Annotated in this window: 17 protein-coding genes; all 17 read left to right on the top strand. The window is 44.6% G+C overall.

Annotated features, from left to right (window positions below):
- The first annotated feature begins 112 nt into the window (after positions 1–112).
- On the top strand, positions 113–847 hold the full coding sequence (gene rpsB / locus C8D85_RS11740) for a 30S ribosomal protein S2 (RefSeq protein WP_133562936.1): 735 nt from the start codon (positions 113–115) through the stop codon (positions 845–847).
- A 91-nt stretch (positions 848–938) separates the two neighbouring features.
- On the top strand, positions 939–1,799 hold the full coding sequence (gene tsf / locus C8D85_RS11735) for a translation elongation factor Ts (RefSeq protein ID WP_133562934.1): 861 nt from the start codon (positions 939–941) through the stop codon (positions 1,797–1,799).
- Between the two features lie 118 nt (positions 1,800–1,917).
- Entirely contained in the window at positions 1,918–2,640 is a 723-nt protein-coding gene (pyrH, locus tag C8D85_RS11730) for a UMP kinase (RefSeq protein ID WP_133562932.1), read from the top strand.
- 7 nt (positions 2,641–2,647) lie between these two features.
- A complete protein-coding gene (gene frr / locus C8D85_RS11725) occupies positions 2,648–3,205 on the top strand; it encodes a ribosome recycling factor (RefSeq protein WP_133562930.1) in 558 nt (185 codons plus the stop codon).
- 48 nt (positions 3,206–3,253) lie between these two features.
- Entirely contained in the window at positions 3,254–3,982 is a 729-nt protein-coding gene (gene uppS, locus C8D85_RS11720) for a polyprenyl diphosphate synthase (RefSeq protein WP_133562928.1), read from the top strand.
- Between the two features lie 5 nt (positions 3,983–3,987).
- On the top strand, positions 3,988–4,791 hold the full coding sequence (locus C8D85_RS11715; RefSeq protein ID WP_133562926.1) for a phosphatidate cytidylyltransferase: 804 nt from the start codon (positions 3,988–3,990) through the stop codon (positions 4,789–4,791).
- The gene (gene ispC / locus C8D85_RS11710; protein ID WP_133562924.1) at positions 4,791–5,960 is read left to right on the top strand and encodes a 1-deoxy-D-xylulose-5-phosphate reductoisomerase; all 1,170 of its coding nucleotides are present in this window, start codon (positions 4,791–4,793) and stop codon (positions 5,958–5,960) included. The genes C8D85_RS11715 and ispC overlap by 1 nt, the downstream gene beginning before the upstream one ends.
- Before the next feature lies 1 nt (position 5,961).
- Positions 5,962–7,308: an RIP metalloprotease RseP gene (rseP, locus tag C8D85_RS11705; protein WP_133562922.1), complete on the top strand. Its 1,347-nt coding sequence runs from the start codon at positions 5,962–5,964 to the stop codon at positions 7,306–7,308.
- Between the two features lie 10 nt (positions 7,309–7,318).
- Positions 7,319–9,628 (top strand): outer membrane protein assembly factor BamA, encoded by a 2,310-nt coding sequence (gene bamA, locus C8D85_RS11700; RefSeq protein WP_133562920.1) that lies wholly within the window; start codon positions 7,319–7,321, stop codon positions 9,626–9,628.
- A gap of 16 nt (positions 9,629–9,644) precedes the next feature.
- Positions 9,645–10,139, top strand: coding sequence for an OmpH/Skp family outer membrane protein (locus C8D85_RS11695; RefSeq protein WP_133562918.1), 495 nt, complete (start codon positions 9,645–9,647; stop codon positions 10,137–10,139).
- Between the two features lie 3 nt (positions 10,140–10,142).
- Positions 10,143–11,177: a UDP-3-O-(3-hydroxymyristoyl)glucosamine N-acyltransferase gene (lpxD, locus tag C8D85_RS11690; protein WP_133562916.1), complete on the top strand. Its 1,035-nt coding sequence runs from the start codon at positions 10,143–10,145 to the stop codon at positions 11,175–11,177.
- 7 nt (positions 11,178–11,184) lie between these two features.
- Positions 11,185–11,622 (top strand): 3-hydroxyacyl-ACP dehydratase FabZ, encoded by a 438-nt coding sequence (fabZ, locus tag C8D85_RS11685; protein WP_133562914.1) that lies wholly within the window; start codon positions 11,185–11,187, stop codon positions 11,620–11,622.
- Positions 11,623–12,399, top strand: a complete 777-nt coding sequence (gene lpxA, locus C8D85_RS11680) for an acyl-ACP--UDP-N-acetylglucosamine O-acyltransferase (RefSeq protein WP_211342185.1) — start codon at positions 11,623–11,625, stop codon at positions 12,397–12,399.
- 68 nt (positions 12,400–12,467) lie between these two features.
- Positions 12,468–13,604: a lipid-A-disaccharide synthase gene (gene lpxB / locus C8D85_RS11675; protein WP_133562912.1), complete on the top strand. Its 1,137-nt coding sequence runs from the start codon at positions 12,468–12,470 to the stop codon at positions 13,602–13,604.
- Positions 13,597–14,205, top strand: a complete 609-nt coding sequence (gene rnhB / locus C8D85_RS11670) for a ribonuclease HII (protein ID WP_133562910.1) — start codon at positions 13,597–13,599, stop codon at positions 14,203–14,205. The genes lpxB and rnhB overlap by 8 nt, the downstream gene beginning before the upstream one ends.
- A gap of 4 nt (positions 14,206–14,209) precedes the next feature.
- On the top strand, positions 14,210–17,680 hold the full coding sequence (gene dnaE / locus C8D85_RS11665; RefSeq protein WP_133562908.1) for a DNA polymerase III subunit alpha: 3,471 nt from the start codon (positions 14,210–14,212) through the stop codon (positions 17,678–17,680).
- Positions 17,681–17,793: 113 nt separating this feature from the next.
- Positions 17,794–18,741 (top strand): acetyl-CoA carboxylase carboxyl transferase subunit alpha, encoded by a 948-nt coding sequence (accA, locus tag C8D85_RS11660; RefSeq protein WP_133562906.1) that lies wholly within the window; start codon positions 17,794–17,796, stop codon positions 18,739–18,741.
- The last annotated feature ends 554 nt before the right edge of the window (positions 18,742–19,295 follow it).

The following is a 19,295-nucleotide window of genomic DNA, read 5'->3' as shown; positions in this document are numbered from 1 at the left end:
GCCGCCGATAGAAAATAATGACTCTGGGGTGCCTGAAATTGCTTTAAATTTCAAAAGGCTGAGTGGTTATGGTTGGCAAGATAATCTAACCCAAAATAGAAAGGATAGTAAAATGCCTACAGTTTCTATGCGCGACCTACTTCAGGTTGGTTCACACTTTGGTCACCAAACTCGTTACTGGAACCCAAAAATGAAGCCATTCATTTTTGGTGCTCGTAACAAGATCCATATCATCAACCTTGAGCACACTGTGCCAGCTATTAACGAAGCTCTTGAGCTAGTTAAAAAAATGGCTGAGAACAAAAACAAAGTTTTGTTCGTAGGTACTAAACGCGCTGCATCTAAAACAGTTGCTGAGCAAGCGTCTCGCGCTGGTATGCCATACGTAAACCACCGTTGGTTAGGTGGTATGTTGACTAACTACAAAACGATCCGCGCTTCTATCAAGCGTCTACGTGATCTTGAAGGTCAGCAAAACGATGGTACTTTCGAAAAGCTAACTAAGAAAGAAGCGCTAATGCGTACTCGTGAACTTGAAAAGCTAGAGCGTTCTCTAGGCGGTATCAAGGACATGGGTGGTCTTCCTGATGTTCTTTTCGTAATTGACGTTGATCACGAGCGTATTGCGATTAAAGAAGCTAACAAACTAGGTATTCCTGTTATCGGTATCGTTGATACTAACAGTGATCCAGATGGTGTTGATTACGTAATTCCTGCAAACGACGACGCAATCCGTGCAGTTCAGTTGTACGTTTCTGCATTCGCTGACGCATCTCTAGAAGGTCGTGCGGCAGCAGCTGGTAGTGCTGACGAGTTTGTTGAAGTAAGCGAAGCTACTGAAGCGTAATAGACGGCTCTAACGAGTTTGTTTTTATAAAAGGGAGAGAGTGAACTCTCTCCTTTTTTTTAAATTTTGTTATCGTACAAGGGGAATTGACATGGCCGCAGTATCTGCAGCAATGGTAAAAGAACTACGTGAACGTACTGGCCTAGGCATGATGGAGTGTAAAAAAGCTCTGACTGCAGCTGGTGGCGACATCGAAGTAGCTATCGAAGAGCTACGTAAATCAAGTGGTATGAAAGCAGCTAAGAAAGCTGGTCGTACTGCTGCCGAAGGTACTATCATCATGAAAGTTGCTGATGATAACTCTTACGGTGTATTGGTTGAAGTTAACTCTGAAACTGACTTTGCAGCACGTGACGAAGGCTTCCTAGCTTTCGCTAACAAAGTTGCTGATGCTGTTTTTGCTTCAAAAGAAACTGACATGGCTGCTGTGATTTCTGGTGAAATGCTAGAAGCTCGTGAAGCGCTTGTACAGAAGATTGGCGAAAACATCACTCCGCGTCGCGCAGTAGTTGTTGAAGGTGGTTTGGTTGCTGGTTACCTACACAGCAACGGTCAAATTGCTTCTCTAGTTCAACTAGAAGGTGGCAGCGAAGAACTTGCTAAAGACGTTGCGATGCACGTTACAGCTGTTAACCCACGTGTTGTTCGTGGCGAAGACATGCCTGCTGAAGTTTTAGCTAAAGAAGAAGAGATCATCCGCGCTCAACCAGACATGGCTGGTAAGCCTGCTGAGATCGTTGACAAGATGATCGGTGGTCGTATTAAGAAATTCTTGGCTGAAAACAGCCTAAATGACCAGCCATTTGTTAAGAACCCAGAAGTTAAAGTTGGTCAGCTAGCTAAAGAAGCTGGTGCAACAGTTACTTCTTTCGTTCGTATCGAAGTTGGTGAAGGTATCGAAGTTGAAGAAACAGACTTCGCTGCTGAGGTTGCTGCTCAACTTAAAGGCTAATTGCCAAATTAAGTTTTGAGTATGATAAGGGGCAGCTTGACTGCCCCTTTTTATGAATAGCCTATTGGGGTGGCTTGAAACCTCAATATTTACTTCTCACCATTACCGGAGGTCTTAAATGCCTAAAGAAACCAATTCAAAATACAAACGCATTTTGTTGAAATTAAGTGGCGAAGCGCTACAAGGCGATGAAACCTTTGGTATTGATCCAAAAGTGTTGAGTCGAATTGCACTGGAGATCGGTCAGTTGCGCGGTATCGGTGTAGAGGTTGGTATCGTTATTGGTGGTGGCAATTTATTTCGCGGGCAGGCATTGAGTCAAGCTGGTATGGATCGTGTGACAGGTGATCACATGGGGATGCTGGCGACCGTAATGAATGCATTGGCGATGCGTGATGCATTAGAGCAAGCGAATATTTCTACTCGTGTTATGTCTGCAATCACTATGACGGGCATTGTTGAGCCTTACGATCGCCGTCGTGCGATGCGTCATCTTAAAGATGGTGATGTAGTGATTTTTTCTGCTGGTACAGGTAATCCGTTCTTTACAACTGACTCTGCTGCGTGTTTGCGTGGTATTGAGATTGACGCGGATGTGGTTTTAAAAGCGACAAAAGTCGATGGCGTGTATTCTGCTGATCCAATGAAGGATCAAAATGCAGTGAAATATGTTACATTAAGCTACGATGAAGTTTTGGAAAAACAGTTAGGTGTCATGGATTTAACAGCTATCTGTCTAACTCGTGACCACCAAATGCCAGTTCGAGTGTTTAACATGAACAAGCCAGGTGCTCTGATTAACATCATGACAGGTGGCGACGAAGGTACCGTTATTAAGTGAGGAAATAATGATTAACGAAATTTTAAAAGATGCGGAAGAGCGCATGGGAAAAGCGGTTGTAGCCGTAGATAACTCCTTTAAGAAAATTCGTACAGGTCGTGCGCATCCAAGTCTTTTAGATCCTATTAAAGTGAACTACTACGGCAGTGAAACGCCTCTTAGTCAAGTGGCTAACATTACCGTTGAAGATGCTCGCACATTAGGTATTTCTCCTTGGGAAGGTAACATGGTGCCAGAGATTGAGAAGGCAATCCTTAAGTCTGATCTAGGCTTAAACCCTTCTACAACTGGTAATCTGATTCGTATCCCTCTCCCTGCGCTTACCGAAGAGACTCGCGGAAACTACTTTAAGCAAGCGAAGTCTGAAGCGGAAAATGGCCGAATTGCAATTCGTAATATCCGTCGAGATGCAAACAATAGTCTTAAAGACCTGGTTAAAGAAAAAGAAATTTCCGAAGACGATGAACGTCGTGGTCAAGATCAAGTTCAAAAAGTAACAGATAAATACATTGCTCAAATTGAAGAGCGTTTGTCTGCGAAAGAAAAAGATCTGATGGAAATTTAATAAAAAGGCAGGTGCTTGCACCTGCCTTTTTTCTGACTAGGTAGTTCTATGTCTAATCAAATATTGACCAATGATGGTCGATCCCTTCCTGCCCATGTGGCCATTATCATGGATGGCAATAACCGTTGGGCAAAAAAGAAGTTTTTACCCAGTATTGCCGGACATAGAGCTGGTGCTTTGGCTGTCCGTAAAACCGTGGAGTCAGCAGCTAAATGTGGCGTGAAAGTGCTCACCCTTTTTGCTTTTTCCAGTGAAAACTGGAAACGACCTCAGGCTGAGGTAGATGGTTTGATGGGGTTGTTTATGCGCTCTCTAAAAAAAGAGACTAAGCGACTCAATGAGCATTCTATTAGGTTGATAGTAGTTGGCGATAAAAGTGGGTTCAGCAAAGGGCTTCAGGATCAGATAGAAAGAGTTGAGCAAGTAACGGCTCAAAATACTGGTATGGTACTGGCTATTGCTGCTAATTATGGTGGTCGTTGGGACATTGCTCAGGCAGCAAAAAAAATGGCAGAGCAGGTTGCCGCTGGTGAAATTGAACCAGATCAAGTGACTGAAGAGACTCTTGGTCAGCATGTGTGCCTTGCAGGGTTACCCGAACTGGATTTGATTATTCGTACTTCTGGCGAAGAGCGCGTCAGTAATTTTCTATTATGGCAGCTCGCATATGCCGAGTTTGTCTTTATGCCTGTGCTATGGCCAGACTTTACTGGTGATCATTTTGAAGAGGCCTTGGCGGTGTACCAGCAACGCCAGCGTCGATATGGTGGACGATAGCCGTTATGCTTTTACCTCGAATTATTAGCGCCATCGTGATGGCGTTGTTGTTTATTTACGCTGTCTTTATGCTGGAAGCAGGAGGCTTTCAGATTGCGATAGGTGTGGTTGTGTTGCTGGCTGGATGGGAGTGGGCGCGCCTGTCTGGCATTACTCGTCAGCTGGGCCGGGTTGCCTTTGCTGGATTGGTTGGAACATTATGTTTTGGTGCCGCAATTTTTGATTTGCAGCGAGAGCTATTGTGGTTGGCGCCAGTGTTGTGGTTGATGGCGCTTTCTTGGGTGATTCGCTACCCGGCTGAAAAGCTGTGGCAATCACGTTTTGCTCGTATTGTTTTCGGATTAATTGTTCTTGTTACGACGTGGTCGGCTATGGTCGTATTGAGAGATTCCAGCGAGTTTTTGATTTGGTTGTTCGTTCTTATGGGGCTGATCTGGGGGGCGGATTCAGGTGCGTATTTCTCAGGCAAAGCATTTGGTAAAAGAAAATTAGCGCCGAAGGTATCCCCAGGTAAATCTTGGGAGGGCGTGCTTGGTGGCTTGGTAGTTACTCAAGTTGGTATAGCTTTTTTTGCCTACTTTAGTGGCTTTTCGGTTTGGGGATGGTTCTTGCTTGCGGTTATCGCAGTAGTAACTGTCTTAACCTCTGTTTTGGGTGACTTAACAGAGAGTTTGTTTAAGCGACATGAGTCTTTGAAAGACTCAAGTCAATTGATCCCAGGGCATGGTGGCGTGATGGATCGCGTTGATAGTCTTACTTCTGCAGCGCCAATTTATGTTTTGCTGCTTAGTTTTGTAGGTTGGGTGTAATGCAAAAGATTTGTTTGCTTGGGGCAACGGGTTCCATAGGTCGAAGTACTTTGGATGTTATTGCTCAATACCCCGATCAGTTTGAACTTGTCAGTGTGGCTGCTAACGCTAGTGTTGAGCGTATGGCTGAGATTTGTCATCAGTTTCAGCCAAAGCGAGCGGTGATGGGGTCTAAGGCAGCACGTGATCAGTTGGCATCTCTATGTGCTGGTTTACCAACCCAGTTTGAATATGGCAGTGAGTCCATGGAGAGTATTGCCAGCGATGATTGCGATCAGGTAATGGCGGCGATCATGGGCTTTGCGGGTCTTCGTCCTACTCTGGCGGGAATACGTGCAGGCAAACGCGTATTGCTTGCAAATAAAGAGAGTTTGGTGACAGCAGGGCGTTTGTTTATGGATGAGGTTACCAAGCACAAGGTGACCCTAATGCCTATTGATAGTGAACATAATGCGATCTATCAGTGTCTTCCGCAATCGGATTCTGGGGTAACGAAGCGTGATGTTGACAAAGTATTGCTGACGGCTTCTGGTGGTCCGTTTCGGACGTACTCATACGATCAAATGAAGACGGTAACCCCTGCGCAGGCATGCGCGCATCCGAATTGGTCAATGGGACAAAAAATCTCAGTAGACTCGGCTAGCTTGATGAATAAAGGCTTGGAGCTTATTGAGGCGTGTTGGTTGTTTGATGTGACTCCTGCCGATGTTCAAGTGGTTGTTCACCCTGAAAGTATTATTCATTCCATGGTTTCCTACAAAGATGGCTCTGTTATTGCTCAAATGGGTAATCCAGATATGAAGATACCGATAGCATATGGAATGACTTGGCCTGCACGCATTGAAACTGGGGTTGAGGCACTTGATTTGTTTCAGGTATCTCAACTTAACTTTGAAGCGCCTGACCTTGAGCGTTTCCCAAATTTAAAGCTGGCTAGTGAAGCATGGTATTTAGGTGGCACAGCTATGGCCTGTTTAAATGCGGCTAACGAAGAGGCGGTTGCAGCTTTCTTAAAAGGGCAGCTCTCTTTTCTTGATATCGCTCGCTTAAATCAGCAGGTTCTTGAACGCTCTGATATTAAAGTTGTCAATGATCTGGAAGTAGTGTTTGAGGCGGATGAACAGTCTCGAGTGCTTGCGCAACAGTTGATCGCTTCGGAGTTTTCATAACATGATTCAAAATGCCTTATCCATTATTGTCGCACTGGGTGTATTGATTACTTTTCATGAGTTTGGTCATTACATAGTGGCACGTCTATGTGGTGTTAAGGTGCTACGCTTCTCTGTGGGCTTTGGTAAACCTCTTTACAAGTACACAGCAAAATCTGGTACAGAGTTCACTTTAGCGATGATTCCGCTGGGTGGATATGTGCGCATGTTAGATGGTCGTGAAGGTAATGTGCCAGAAGCGTTAAAAGATCAGGCATTCAATTATAAGAATGTATGGCAACGCATTGCGATCGTTGCGGCTGGCCCTATTGCCAATTTCATTCTAGCAATCGCGATTTATGCTTTGGTTGCAGGGTTGGGGATTCAGACTATTGCACCAAAAGTAGGTGTATTGACACCGTCTTCGCCCATTGCGCAAACCAATATCGAAGTGGGGGCAGAGATCACCCAAGTGAATGGGAAGGTGACTCATTCATGGGAAGATGTAAATTTAGTGTTAGCAGACTTGATTGGTCAAAGTGGGAGTTATAGTGTTCGTTATCTTCCTCCTGGTTCGACCGTCGAAGAAGAAGACCGATTTACCCTAGAGCGATGGTTGGTTGGAGAAGAACCCAGTAATCTGATCTCTGCAATTGGTATTGTGCCTTGGCGACCTCAAGTGGTGCCGACAATTGCTGAAGTTGTAGCTGGAGGCGCTGCAGAGAGAGCAGGTTTTCTGAAAGGGGATACGGTACAAACGATTAACGGTGAGCCGGTCTCTGATTGGCAGAGTTTTGTCGTTTGGGTTCAGAAAAGCCCAAATGCAAAGCTGATGGTAGATGTGTTGCGCGATGGCGAGTTAAAAACACTCACATTAATACCAGCAGCAAGAGAAGTATCTGGTGTTGCAGTCGGCTTGGCGGGGCTTGCCGTTGAACCCCCTGTTCTGAGTGATGCGGATATTAGAGAAAGGGAGTTTGATGTATTTGGTTCACTTGGTTATGGTGTGCATCAAACTTGGCAAATGACTGCATTAACCGTGTCTTCTATCGGTAAAATGTTGCAAGGTTTGATATCTCTCGATAACTTATCGGGTCCTATTACTATTGCGAAAGTTGCTAGTGCTTCGGCTGAATCAGGATTGCAGTCGTTTTTGAAGTTTATGGCTTACTTAAGTGTGAGTCTTGGTGTCTTAAATTTGTTGCCCATTCCAATGCTGGATGGTGGGCATTTGTTATTTTTTGGTATAGAAGCTGTGCGCCGCAAGCCTGTTTCAGAGAGAATTCAAGGGCTTGCTTACCGCTTCGGAGCATCTTTGCTGTTCGCAATGATGGCCGTTGCTCTATTTAATGATATTGCCCGCTTGTAGAGAGGTATATGTGAAAGTCTTTGTAGCATCAGTGTTAGCGATTTGTAGTGCTCAAAGTTATGCGAAGACAGTTGCGGATGTGCGTGTTGATGGGTTGTTGCAAATGTCACCTGCGCGCGCATTCGAAACCATCGGTTTTCAGCAGGGACAAGGATACGACTCTTCTCGTGTTCATGAGGCAGTTAATAGTCTTTTTGCGACGGGGTACTTTAGTGACATTGAAGTATTCGAAGAAGATGATGTTGTTATCTTTAAAGTAGTAGAGCGTCCGACGATAGGGCGAATAGAGATTGATGGTAACGACATGATTTCTACTGAAGACCTTCAGAGAGGTCTTCGCTTATCCGGTTTAGAAGAAGGTGAGCTTTACAAGCCAGAAACCTTAAACCAAATCCAACAAGAGTTACAGCGTCAGTACTACGCTCTTGGGCGCTATAGTGCTCAGGTTAAGATGGATGTAGAAGCACTTCCACGAAATCGTGTTGCTCTCAATATTAATATCGAAGAAGGTGTTACTGCGAAAATCGTCCATATTAATATTGTCGGCAATAAGAATTTTTCTGATGAGGAGCTAACTGATAAGTTCCAATCTGCTGAGACGGGATACTTTAACCCATTTAGTTCTGCGGATGAGTACTCAAAACAGAAAATTCAAGGTGACTTGGAAACGCTACGTAGTTTTTATCTCGATCGTGGTTACTTAGATTATGAGCTGATCTCAAACCAAGTTAGCGTTTCGGCGGATAAGCGCGAAGTATACGTGGTCGTGAATATCAATGAGGGGCTACCGTACTCAATCAATGATGTTTCTCTAAGTGGTTCATTGCCAATTTCAGAGGATCGTATTTGGAAACATATTGATCAAAAAGCAGGTGATGTTTTCTCGCGCAAACAGACTACTGAAATCATGGAGTCGGTATCCAGTGAGCTTGGTGATGATGGTTACCTGTTTACGAATGTAAATATTATTCCGAATAAGCTACCAGGCCATAAAGTGGACCTGACTTACCATATTACGCCAGGACCACAAGTGTATGTGCGTCGTATCAACTTTAGCGGTAACTCAGAAACTAAAGATGAAGTGTTGCGACGTGAGATGACTCAGTTTGAAGGCACGTTAGCGACTCACACTAAGATACAATCATCGAAACGAGCGATTGAACGTTTAGGCTTCTTCTCCAAAGTGGATCTAAAAACTCGCCCTGTTCCGGGGACCGTCGATCAGGTAGATCTTGATGTGTCGGTGGAAGAGCAACCTTCTGGAAGTATTCAGGCAAGTATTGGTTACTCTCAGTCAGATGGTACTGTTTTAGGCTTTGGTGTCTCGAAGCGCAATTTCATGGGGTCTGGCAATAAGCTCGCGTTTAATATGAGCCGAACAAACCAAACTCAAGATTACACGCTTTCTTATGATAATCCATACTTCACTGTTGATGGCGTTAGCCGCGGCTATAGCTTGTTTTACCAAGTAAGTGATCACGATGATGATGATGTTGAAGACTACGATCTAGATAGAATTGGTGCATCGGTAAACTTTGGTTACCCTATCACAGATACACAGCGCTTAAGTTTTGGTGTTACTGTTAAGAACACAGGTGTGGACCTTGGCTCCAACCCGTCTTTGGAGACCCAGGCGTATTTAGATGAGTATGGTGACTCTTTCGATGATGTCATTGCGAATATTGTTTGGACTGATAATGATATCGTTGGTGGTCTTTTGCCAACGGGCGGGGTTAGTCATAGGGTAACTCTGGATGTTGCTACGCCAGTCGGTGATCAAACCTATGCCAAAATTGGTGCACTTTCTCAAGCATACTGGAATCTAAGTGACGATAATTTGTGGCTATTTCATTTGAAGGGCCGAGCAGGTTATGGTTTCGGTTATGGTGATACAGATCGTTTACCATTCTTTGAAAACTATTATGCAGGTGGTGTTTACACAGTTCGAGGATTTAGTGCTTCATCATTAGGTCCACGCAACACTTACAGTGACGACACTGAAACCGATTCTATAGGCGGTAATATGTTGGTTGCAGCTACTGCAGAAGTGATTTTCCCAATGCCAATGGTTGAGGATCACAGCTCTGTACGTACATCGATCTTTTTAGATGCTGGTAACGTGTTTACAGACTACTGTTATTCAGGCAGTACCAGCTGTGAAGAAGGCTTTGATGCCGGTGAGATTCGATACAGTGTTGGTTTCAACTGGACTTGGATTACACCAATTGCGCCATTGTCATTCAATATCGCTAAAACACTAAATGATAAAGAAGGTGATGACACCGATGTGTTCCAATTCCAGCTTGGTACAACCTTCTAATGGTTAAGGACTTTTTATGAATAAAATGATTTCTTTTTTCTTGGTTGCCCTTTTTAGTGCGCAAGCCATGGCGTCTGAAGTTGCTGTTTTGGATTTCAGAGCGGCGTTGCTACAAAGTAAGGCAGGCCAAGAGGCTGCCCAAGGTCCACGCCAGCAAGTGGATCAAATGAAGGCACGTTTAGATCAAGAAAATAAAGCACTAAAGGATATGGTGGAATCTCTTAAGCGTGATGAGTTAACGCTTTCCGCTGAAGATTTGAAAAAGCGTCGTGCTGAAGTAAACCAAAAACAGGCTCAGTTGCGTCAAATGGTGGCTGCAATGCAGCAACAAGCGCAACAGATGGAGCAGCAGCTTATTCAACAATTGACCCCTCAGGGTGAGGTAGCACTGAAAGAGTTGATTAAAGAGAAAAAGTTGGACGCTGTGATTTCGCGACAAGCAGCGATCTACACAAATGAATCGGTTGATATTACAGCTGAGTTGATTGAAAAATTAAATAAAGAGAAGTAGTGAATGGGTTACACCCTTTCTGAAATCGCCGCCGCGGTAGGCGGCGAACTATTTGGTGATCCTGAGTATACCGTTTCTGCATTGGGTAGCTTAGAGCATGCCACAGCGGAGCAGTTGAGTTTTCTTTCAAACCCTAAATTTTCTAATTTGCTGGGGTGCTCTGAAGCTGGAGCGGTGTTGATACGTAATGTGCAAGACGCTGAGCAAGTTAGAAACGCCATAGTAGTTCGTAATCCTTATCTAGCCTTCGCTAAAGTGAGCGCCCTTTTTGCTTCGCCTGGACAGGGATGGGGGAAGGTTATTCACCCAAGTGCTGTTATTCATAGTGATGCAAAAGTTGGCATGAATGTCACTATCGCACCGAATGTTTCGATCGGGGCACATGCTGAGATTGCTGACGGGTGTACCATTGGTGCAGGGACTGTTATCGGTGAACAGGTGCAGATTGGCGAGAAAACTCGTTTAGCTGCAAACGTCACTTTGTATGATGGGGTACGTCTAGGAGCTCGATGTATTGTCCATAGCGGAGCAGTTATTGGTGCGGATGGTTTTGGTTTTGCTCCTAATGATGGCGTTTGGGTGAAGATTCATCAGTTAGGAAGTGTTTGTATTGGTGAAGATGTGGAAATCGGTGCGAATACAACGATTGATTGTGGGGCAATCGATGACACTATTATTGGTAATGGTGTTAAAATAGATAATCTCGTTCAAATTGCTCATAACGTCGTAATCGGTGATAATAGCGCGATTGCGGGTTGTGTTGGGATCGCGGGAAGCACAGTGATTGGCAAAAACTGTACAATCGCTGGTGGTGTTGGTTTGGCTGGTCATATTACATTAGTTGATAATGTGCATATTACGGCGATGAGTTTAGTGACTCGCTCAATTGACACCCCAGGCTCTTACTCTTCTGGGACAGCTCTTGATTCTACTCAAAAGTGGCGCAAATCTGCTGCTCGTCTTCGACGAATCGAAAGTATGGCTGCCCATATTTCTAAATTGGAAAAACAAGTTAATACGCTTTTAACAAAAGGTTAATGCATAAATGATGGATGTGAATGAAATTCGCCGTTACCTACCTCACCGTTACCCATTCTTACTTGTGGATCGTGTTGTCGAGTTAACACGTGGTGAATCAATTGTTGCGTACAAGAATGTGACGGTAAACGAACCGTTTTTTAACGGGCACTTCCCAGATCATCCAGTAATGCCTGGTGTTTTAATTATTGAGGCGATGGCTCAAGCAGCCGGTATTCTTGGTTTTAAAACCATGGATAAAACACCACAAGATGGCTCTATTTATTACTTTGTTGGTGCTGATAACACCCGTTTTAAACGTCCAGTTGTGCCTGGTGACCGCCTTCAGTTAGAGGCTAAGATTTTGACCGAGCGTCGTGGTATCTGGAAGTTTGAAGTAAAAGCAACGGTTGAAGGCGAGCTAGTTTGTTCTTCTACAATTCTTTGTGCAGACAGGAAACTTTAAGTGTTGATACATCCAACTGCGATAGTTGATCCAAAAGCTGAACTAGACAGTGATGTTGAAATTGGTCCTTTTTGTATTGTCGGTCCAGACGTGCGAATTGGCGCAGGTACAGTGTTGAAGTCTCATGTTGTTGTGAATGGACATACAACCATTGGCAAGGCTAATGAGATTTATCAGTTTGCCTCCGTTGGCGAAGCAAACCAAGATAAAAAATATAAAGGTGAGCCTACTCAGCTTATCATTGGCGATGACAATGTGATCCGTGAAAATGCCACGATTCATCGAGGCACGGTTCAGGATCAAGGTGTCACTAAAATTGGCTCCGGTAATCTGTTTATGGCAAGCACTCATGTCGGACACGACTGTGTTGTCGGTGATAACAATATTTTAGCGAATTACGCTGCTTTGGCTGGCCACGTTAAAGTGGGCGATTCTGTTATTTTAGGTGGTTACACAGGTATTCATCAGTTCTGCCAAGTGAACTCGTATAGTATGTGTGGCATGGGATCCATGGTAACTAAAGATGTACCGCGTTATGTAATGGTATCCGGTGATCCAGCGAAAGCTCATGGTATGAATTTCGAAGGAATGCGCCGACGTGGTATGCCTGCAGAAGTGATCAAAGCACTGCGTTCTGCCTATAAAATGGTTTACATTAAAGGTATGCCACTTGAGCAGGCATTAAGCGAGATTGAGTCGAGCGATATTGTAAAGGTTCAAGAAGTTGCTGATTTCGTGCGCTCAATACGCCAGTCGAATCGAGGCATTGTTCGCTAGCAAATAAGCTGAGTTTCGAAGAAACCCCGATTCTGTCGGGGTTTTTTTATGAAGGTTAACTATTAATTATGAAAAACCGATTTGTAATTGTCGCGGGTGAGGCCTCGGGAGATATCCTAGGCTCAAACTTGATTGAGCATTTGAAAACACGCTTTCCTGATGCTGTCTTTGAGGGGATTGGCGGGCCGTTAATGATTGAAAAAGGATTTAACAGCCTGTTTCCTATGGAGCGTCTTTCTGTCATGGGACTTGTAGAAGTGCTTGGGCGATTGCGTGAGCTGTTAGGTATCCGAAAGACGATTTTGAATCACTGTCTCGAATGTGATGTTACCGCATTTATTGGTATTGACTCGCCTGACTTTAATTTACCTCTGGCTCGTAAACTACGTTCGAATGGCATCAAAACGATTCATTATGTTAGTCCTTCGGTATGGGCTTGGCGCCAAAAGCGTATTTTTAAAATCAAAGAGTCCGTTGACCTGATGTTGACTCTTTTCCCGTTTGAATTAGATATTTATAAAACACACAACATACCCGCTGTATGTGTTGGGCATACCTTGGCTGATGAAGTGGCTTTTCATAGTAATAAGGAAGAAGCTCGTGAGCGATTAGGCCTTGCGATATCAGGCGACTGGTTTGCTGTCTTACCTGGGTCTAGAGGTGGAGAAGTTAGTCGATTAATGCCTGTTTTTGCTGAAACAATGAAGGTCATACAGCAGCAGGTGAGTACGGCTCAATTTATTATTCCGGCTGCGAACTCAGAGCGCCGAGCCCAGATTGAAGCGATTCTTGCCGATGTAAATGTACAAGCTACTATTGTAGATGGTCAGTCTCGTGATGTGATGGCGGCGGGTGAGGCCATTCTATTAGCGTCTGGTACAGCCGCTTTAGAAGCGATGTTGGTTAAGCGCCCGATGGTCGTAGCCTATCGGTTTACAAAATTAACCTATGCCATCATGAAGCGTATGATTAAAGTGCCCTATGTTTCCTTACCAAACCTACTTGCTAAAAAGTCTCTGGTGCCTGAGCTGATTCAGGATGAGGCTTCTCCTGAAAAGTTAGCGAAGGCCTTATTGCACGAGTGGAAGCGTTTTGAAGAAGAGCCGCAGATAGAAAATACCTTTATGGATCTACATGAAATGCTGCGTAAGAATGCGGGTGAAGCCGCGGCCAGTGCAATAGCGCAGGAGATCCAGAATGCCTGAATTGGAACCATTTGTAAGCCTACAATATGAGGGTGTACTCGTAGCGGGTGCTGACGAAGCTGGGCGAGGGCCTTTGGCAGGTGATGTCGTCGCTGCAGCAGTTATATTGGATCCAGAGAATCCTATTGCAGGGCTAAACGATTCAAAAAAATTATCAGAAAAAAAGCGTGAAGCCCTATTTGTAGAAATTCAAAACAAAGCACTAGCGTATAGTGTTGCTCGTGCATCCGTTGCTGAAATTGATGAGATTAATATTCTCCATGCTAGTATGTTGGCGATGAAGCGGGCAATTGATTCATTACCTATTGCTGCTGAGCATGCACTTATTGATGGTAACCGGATACCTAAAGAATTGCCTTGTCCAGCGGAAGCGGTGGTCAAAGGTGATGCACGACATGCTGCAATCGCAGCAGCCTCAATCCTTGCTAAAGTGACAAGAGACAGAGAAATCGTTGCTTTAGATGAACAATATCCTGAATACGGCTTTGCAAAACACAAGGGATATCCAACGGCGGTGCACTTAACTGCTATCCAAGAGCATGGTGTGTGTGATATCCATCGTCGAAGCTTCGGTCCAGTAAAACGAATTATAGAAGGTTAATGTCATGTCTTCCTTTATCCACTTGAGGGTCCATACGGAGTTCTCTCTAGTTGACGGTCTAGTAAAGGTCAAAGGCTTGGTGTCTCAGGCTGAGAAGATGCAAATGCCAGCGGTCGCAATGTCGGACGAGAATAACTTGTGTGGCTTTGTACGTTTCTATAAAGGCGCCATGGACAAGGGCATTAAGCCAATCTGTGGTGCAGATATAATTTTAGAAGCCGAAGGCTTGCTTGAGCAGCGTACCCGTATGACGCTTTTGGCAATGTCGAACCAAGGCTATAAAAATATCATTGAAGTCATCTCTAAGGGTTATCAGCTGGGGCAAGTAGAAGGTCGACCAATCATCAAACGAGAGTGGGTGGCAGAGCACAATGAAGACGTCATTGCTCTTTCCGGTGGTGTGAATGGTGATGTGGGTGTGTTATTGGCTAAAGGGCATGAGGCTGAGGCGCGAGACTACTTAAAACGTTGGATGGATACTTTTCCAGGACGTTATTACGCTGAGGTTGTTCGAACCTTTAGAGCGGGCGAAGAGGACTATATTCATGCAATTGTTCCAATTGCAGCAGAATTTGATTGTCCTGTGGTTGCGACGAATGATGTACGTTTTATCAATCGAGCGGATTTTGAGGCCCATGAGGCTCGTGTTTGCATATACGATGGCGTTACTCTAGAAGACCCTCGTCGCGAACACAAATACACAGAAGAGCAGTACTTTAAGTCTTCCGAAGAAATGGAAGAGTTGTTTTCTGATCTGCCGGAAGCGATTGAGAATACTGTTGAAATAGCCAAACGTTGTAACGTTGATGTCTTGTTAGGAAAATACTTCCTGCCGGACTTCCCTGTTCCTGAAGGTATGACCATGGAAGAATACTTCCGTGAAATATCACATAAAGGGCTGGAAGAGCGTTTTGGAATTCTCGTTAAAAAATATGGGGAGCGCATACTTACCCGACGCCAAGAATACATTGATCGTCTAAATTTCGAGCTTGATATTATTAACCAGATGGGGTTTCCAGGTTATTTCTTGATCGTAATGGACTTTATTCAATGGTCTAAAGACAATGATATTCCTGTGGGCCCTGGGCGGGGGTCTGGTGCGGGCTCATTAGTGGCTTATGCCTTGAAAATCACAGATCTCGATCCACTTGAGTACGACCTCCTTTTCGAACGTTTCTTGAACCCTGAGCGTGTTTCCATGCCGGATTTCGATATCGACTTCTGCATGGATAATCGTGACCGCGTGATCGATTATGTTGCTCGTCGCTACGGTCGTAACGCTGTATCTCAGATCATTACTTTTGGTCAGATGGCGGCTAAGGCGGTAGTGCGTGATGTGGCACGAGTACAAGGTAAATCCTATAGCTTAGGTGACAAGCTATCGAAACTGATTCCATTTGAAATCGGTATGACTCTCAAAAAAGCGCTTGAAGTTGAGCCTGCTTTGGTTGAGTTTATTGAAGGTGACGAGGCGGCTGCCGAAGTAATGGACATGGCGTTCTCGTTAGAAGGTACAGTTCGTAACTTCGGTAAACACGCAGGTGGTGTAGTAATAGCGCCAACAAAGCTAACGGACTTTGCCCCGCTATATTGTGAAGAAGATGGAACGGGTCTTGTCACGCAATATGATAAAAATGATGTAGAGGAAGCTGGCCTAGTAAAGTTTGACTTCTTGGGTTTGAAAACTCTCACAGTCGTTGATTGGGCGCTAAAAACCATTAATGAGATTCATGCGCGAGAGGGTAAAGAGCCTCTTGATATTGCTCTGATTGATTTGGAAGACAAAGCGACCTACGACCTGCTTCAGCGAGCAGAGACGACAGCGGTATTCCAGCTGGAATCCCGTGGTATGAAAGAGCTGATTAAGAAGTTATTGCCGTCGCGTTTCGAGGATATCATCGCTTTGGTTGCACTTTATCGTCCGGGCCCATTAGGTTCAGGCATGGTGGATGACTTTATTAACCGTAAGCACGGTCGCGCAGAGCTTGCTTTCCCGCATCCAGATTACCAACACGAAGACCTTATTCCTGTACTGGAACCGACTTACGGTATCATCTTGTACCAAGAGCAGGTAATGCAAATCGCTCAGGTATTGGCAAAATTTTCTCTCGGTGGTGCCGACTTGCTTCGTCGTGCCATGGGTAAGAAAAAGCCTGAGGTTATGCAAGAGCAGCGCTTGATTTTCATGGAGGGGGCTGCGAAGAATAATATTGATAAGGATCTATCGGGCAATATCTTCGATCTGATGGAGAAGTTTGCGGGTTACGGTTTCAACAAATCCCACTCTGCCGCGTACGCTTTAGTTTCTTATCAAACGGCTTGGCTGAAGCATCACTATCCAGCACCATTTATGGCTGCAGTGCTGTCAGCCGATATGCAGAATACCGATAAGATCGTTATTTTTGTAGAAGAATGTCGTGCTATGAACCTCACCGTTGATCTGCCGAATGTTAATGAGTCAGTCTACAAGTTTGCGGTTAACCAAAAAGGCGCCATTGTGTATGGCCTGGGTGCGATTAAAGGCGTGGGTGAGGGGCCGATTGAAGCCATTGTTGAGGCGCGTAAAGAAGGACCCTTTAAGCATATATTTGATTTCTGTGAACGTGTTGGTCGTAAGGTCAATAAGCGTGTCATGGAGGCTTTGGTTCGTTCTGGTGCTTTTGATACGGTTGGTCCAAATCGTGCGACTTTGTTTGCCTGCATTGATGAGGCACTTAAACGTGCAGACCAAAATGCTAAGAATGAAGACGCAGGGATGATGGACTTGTTTGGTATTGCGGTCGAGGAATCGACTGAGAATGCATACGATGAAATTGGTATCGTACCTGAGTGGCATGGTCGTAAGCGTCTTGATGGTGAGAAAGATACCTTAGGCCTGTATGTAACAGGTCACCCAATTGACGACTACGAAAAAGAGATTCGCCGCTTTGCTCGTCAGCGGATTGTTGATTTACAGCCTAAGCGTGAAACTCAAGTGATGGCTGGCCTGATCGTTGAAATGCGGATTACTAAAAGTAAGCGTGGCGGTAATATTGCTTTTATTACCTTGGACGATCGCTCCGCTCGAATCGAAGTGGCGGTTTTCTCTGATACATTTGAGAACGTGAAGCAATACTTGGTGAAAGATCAAGTAGTAGTGGTCGAGGGGGAAATCAGTATTGATGAATTCCGTGGCGGACAAAAAGTATCTGCTCGTAATGTTCTCGATATGGCTACTGCTCGCATTCGCTATGTTGAAGCACTACGTATTGATTGGTTAGAAGAAGAAGTCACCCAACAAAACATCGATGCATTGGCTAGCCATATAGCGCCTTATCGAGGTGACGGTTGCGATGTGGTGATTGGATTTGAGACAAATCAAGCCACTGGAGATGTTAAGCTTGGGTCACAGTGGAAAATTCGACCGGATGACGAATTAATTCATGAACTTCAAAAACAATACGGTAAACAAAAGGTGCAGTTAGTGTATACTTAGCGCCATTTTATCATTCTTACACTCGCGTATCGTCAATGGAACGGCGCGATGGGATGTTCGAAGCTAGAACTTTCTGTAGAATAATCAGGCAACTTAATAGCAGCGTGTAAAAAATGAATCTAGATTACTTACCTTTTGAGCAGCCAATTGCTGAGCTCGAACAAAAAATTGAAGAGTTACGTCTTGTTGGCAACGATAATGATCTGAATATCAGTGAAGAGATTAGCCGACTTGAAGAGAAGAAGATTACTCTGACGCAAAGCCTATTCAGCAACTTAGGTGCGTGGGAAGTTTCTCAATTGGCGCGTCATCCAAAACGCCCATACACACTGGATTACATTAATCACGTATTTACTGACTTTGAAGAAATGCACGGCGATCGTCATTATGCGGATGATCGTGCCATTGTTGGTGGTGTAGCACGCCTTGATGGTCGTCCTGTGATGGTTATTGGTCACCAAAAAGGTCGTGAAGTTAAAGAGAAAGTTCTGCGTAACTTCGGTATGCCTCGCCCAGAGGGCTATCGTAAAGCGTTACGCTTAATGGAAACTGCTGAACGTTTCAACATGCCTATTGTGACTTTAATTGACACACCTGGGGCGTATCCTGGTATTGGTGCTGAAGAACGTGGCCAAAGTGAAGCGATTGCTTACAACCTTGCGGTAATGTCTCGCCTTAAAACGCCGATCATCTCAACTGTAATCGGTGAAGGTGGTTCTGGTGGTGCATTAGCAATTGGTGTTTGCGATGAGCTGATGATGCTTCAATACGGCACTTACTCAGTAATTTCCCCAGAAGGCTGTGCGTCAATTCTTTGGAAGAGTGCTGAGCGTGCATCTGATGCAGCAAAAGCGATGGGCATTACTGCTGATCGTCTAAAAGAGCTTGGTTTTGTAGATACTATTCTTGAAGAGCCGCTAGGCGGCGCGCACACTAACCACAACCTTATGGCTGAACGCTATAAAGAAGGTGTGTTAGAAGTGCTTGATCGTTTAGAGGCGCTTTCTACAGATGAGCTTCTAGAGCGACGTTACAATCGATTAATGTCTTACGGCCTATAATCGAACTATATAGATTGGTATTCAAAAGCCCGCTACTTAACTAAGTAGCGGGCTTTTTGCTTTCAGTGCCTTGGTTTTATTGGGTGGCGGTTTGTATTGCAAAGGGTTTGGTTGTTTATTGATCGACTGGTGCGTGTTTCTGGTTGATAAATAAACAGATTCGAGCTTTTTTCGTCATAAACAGAACTTTTTTAAAATTAATTGAAAAAGAGCTTGCGCTGAAAATTCTGATGCGTATTATACGCACCCACTGACACGGCAGACCACCACGGACTGCACAGCGAACTGGAAACGGTAAGCGATTAACCCTAATGGTTAAGAGGATGTGTCAACGCTCTTTAAAATAGATAGTCAGATAATTTGTGTGGGCGCTCGCTGGAGACTTCTCAAAAAACTTTGAAGTCTTGAATGAGTGACCATGTCAATTCGCTTTACGTTCTTTAGTCTTCGGATTGAAGGATATAGTTAAAGTCAGACGTGATTCATGAGTTTGAGCAAGCTTTTTTAAACTGAAGAGTTTGATCATGGCTCAGATTGAACGCTGGCGGCAGGCT

Origin of the sequence: Marinomonas communis (assembly GCF_004363305.1) — a bacterium.
GTDB classification, from domain to species: Bacteria; Pseudomonadota; Gammaproteobacteria; order Pseudomonadales; family Marinomonadaceae; genus Marinomonas; species Marinomonas communis.
The sequence above is the reverse complement of the archived record's forward strand: the minus strand, read 5'-3'. Positions and strand labels throughout refer to the sequence as shown.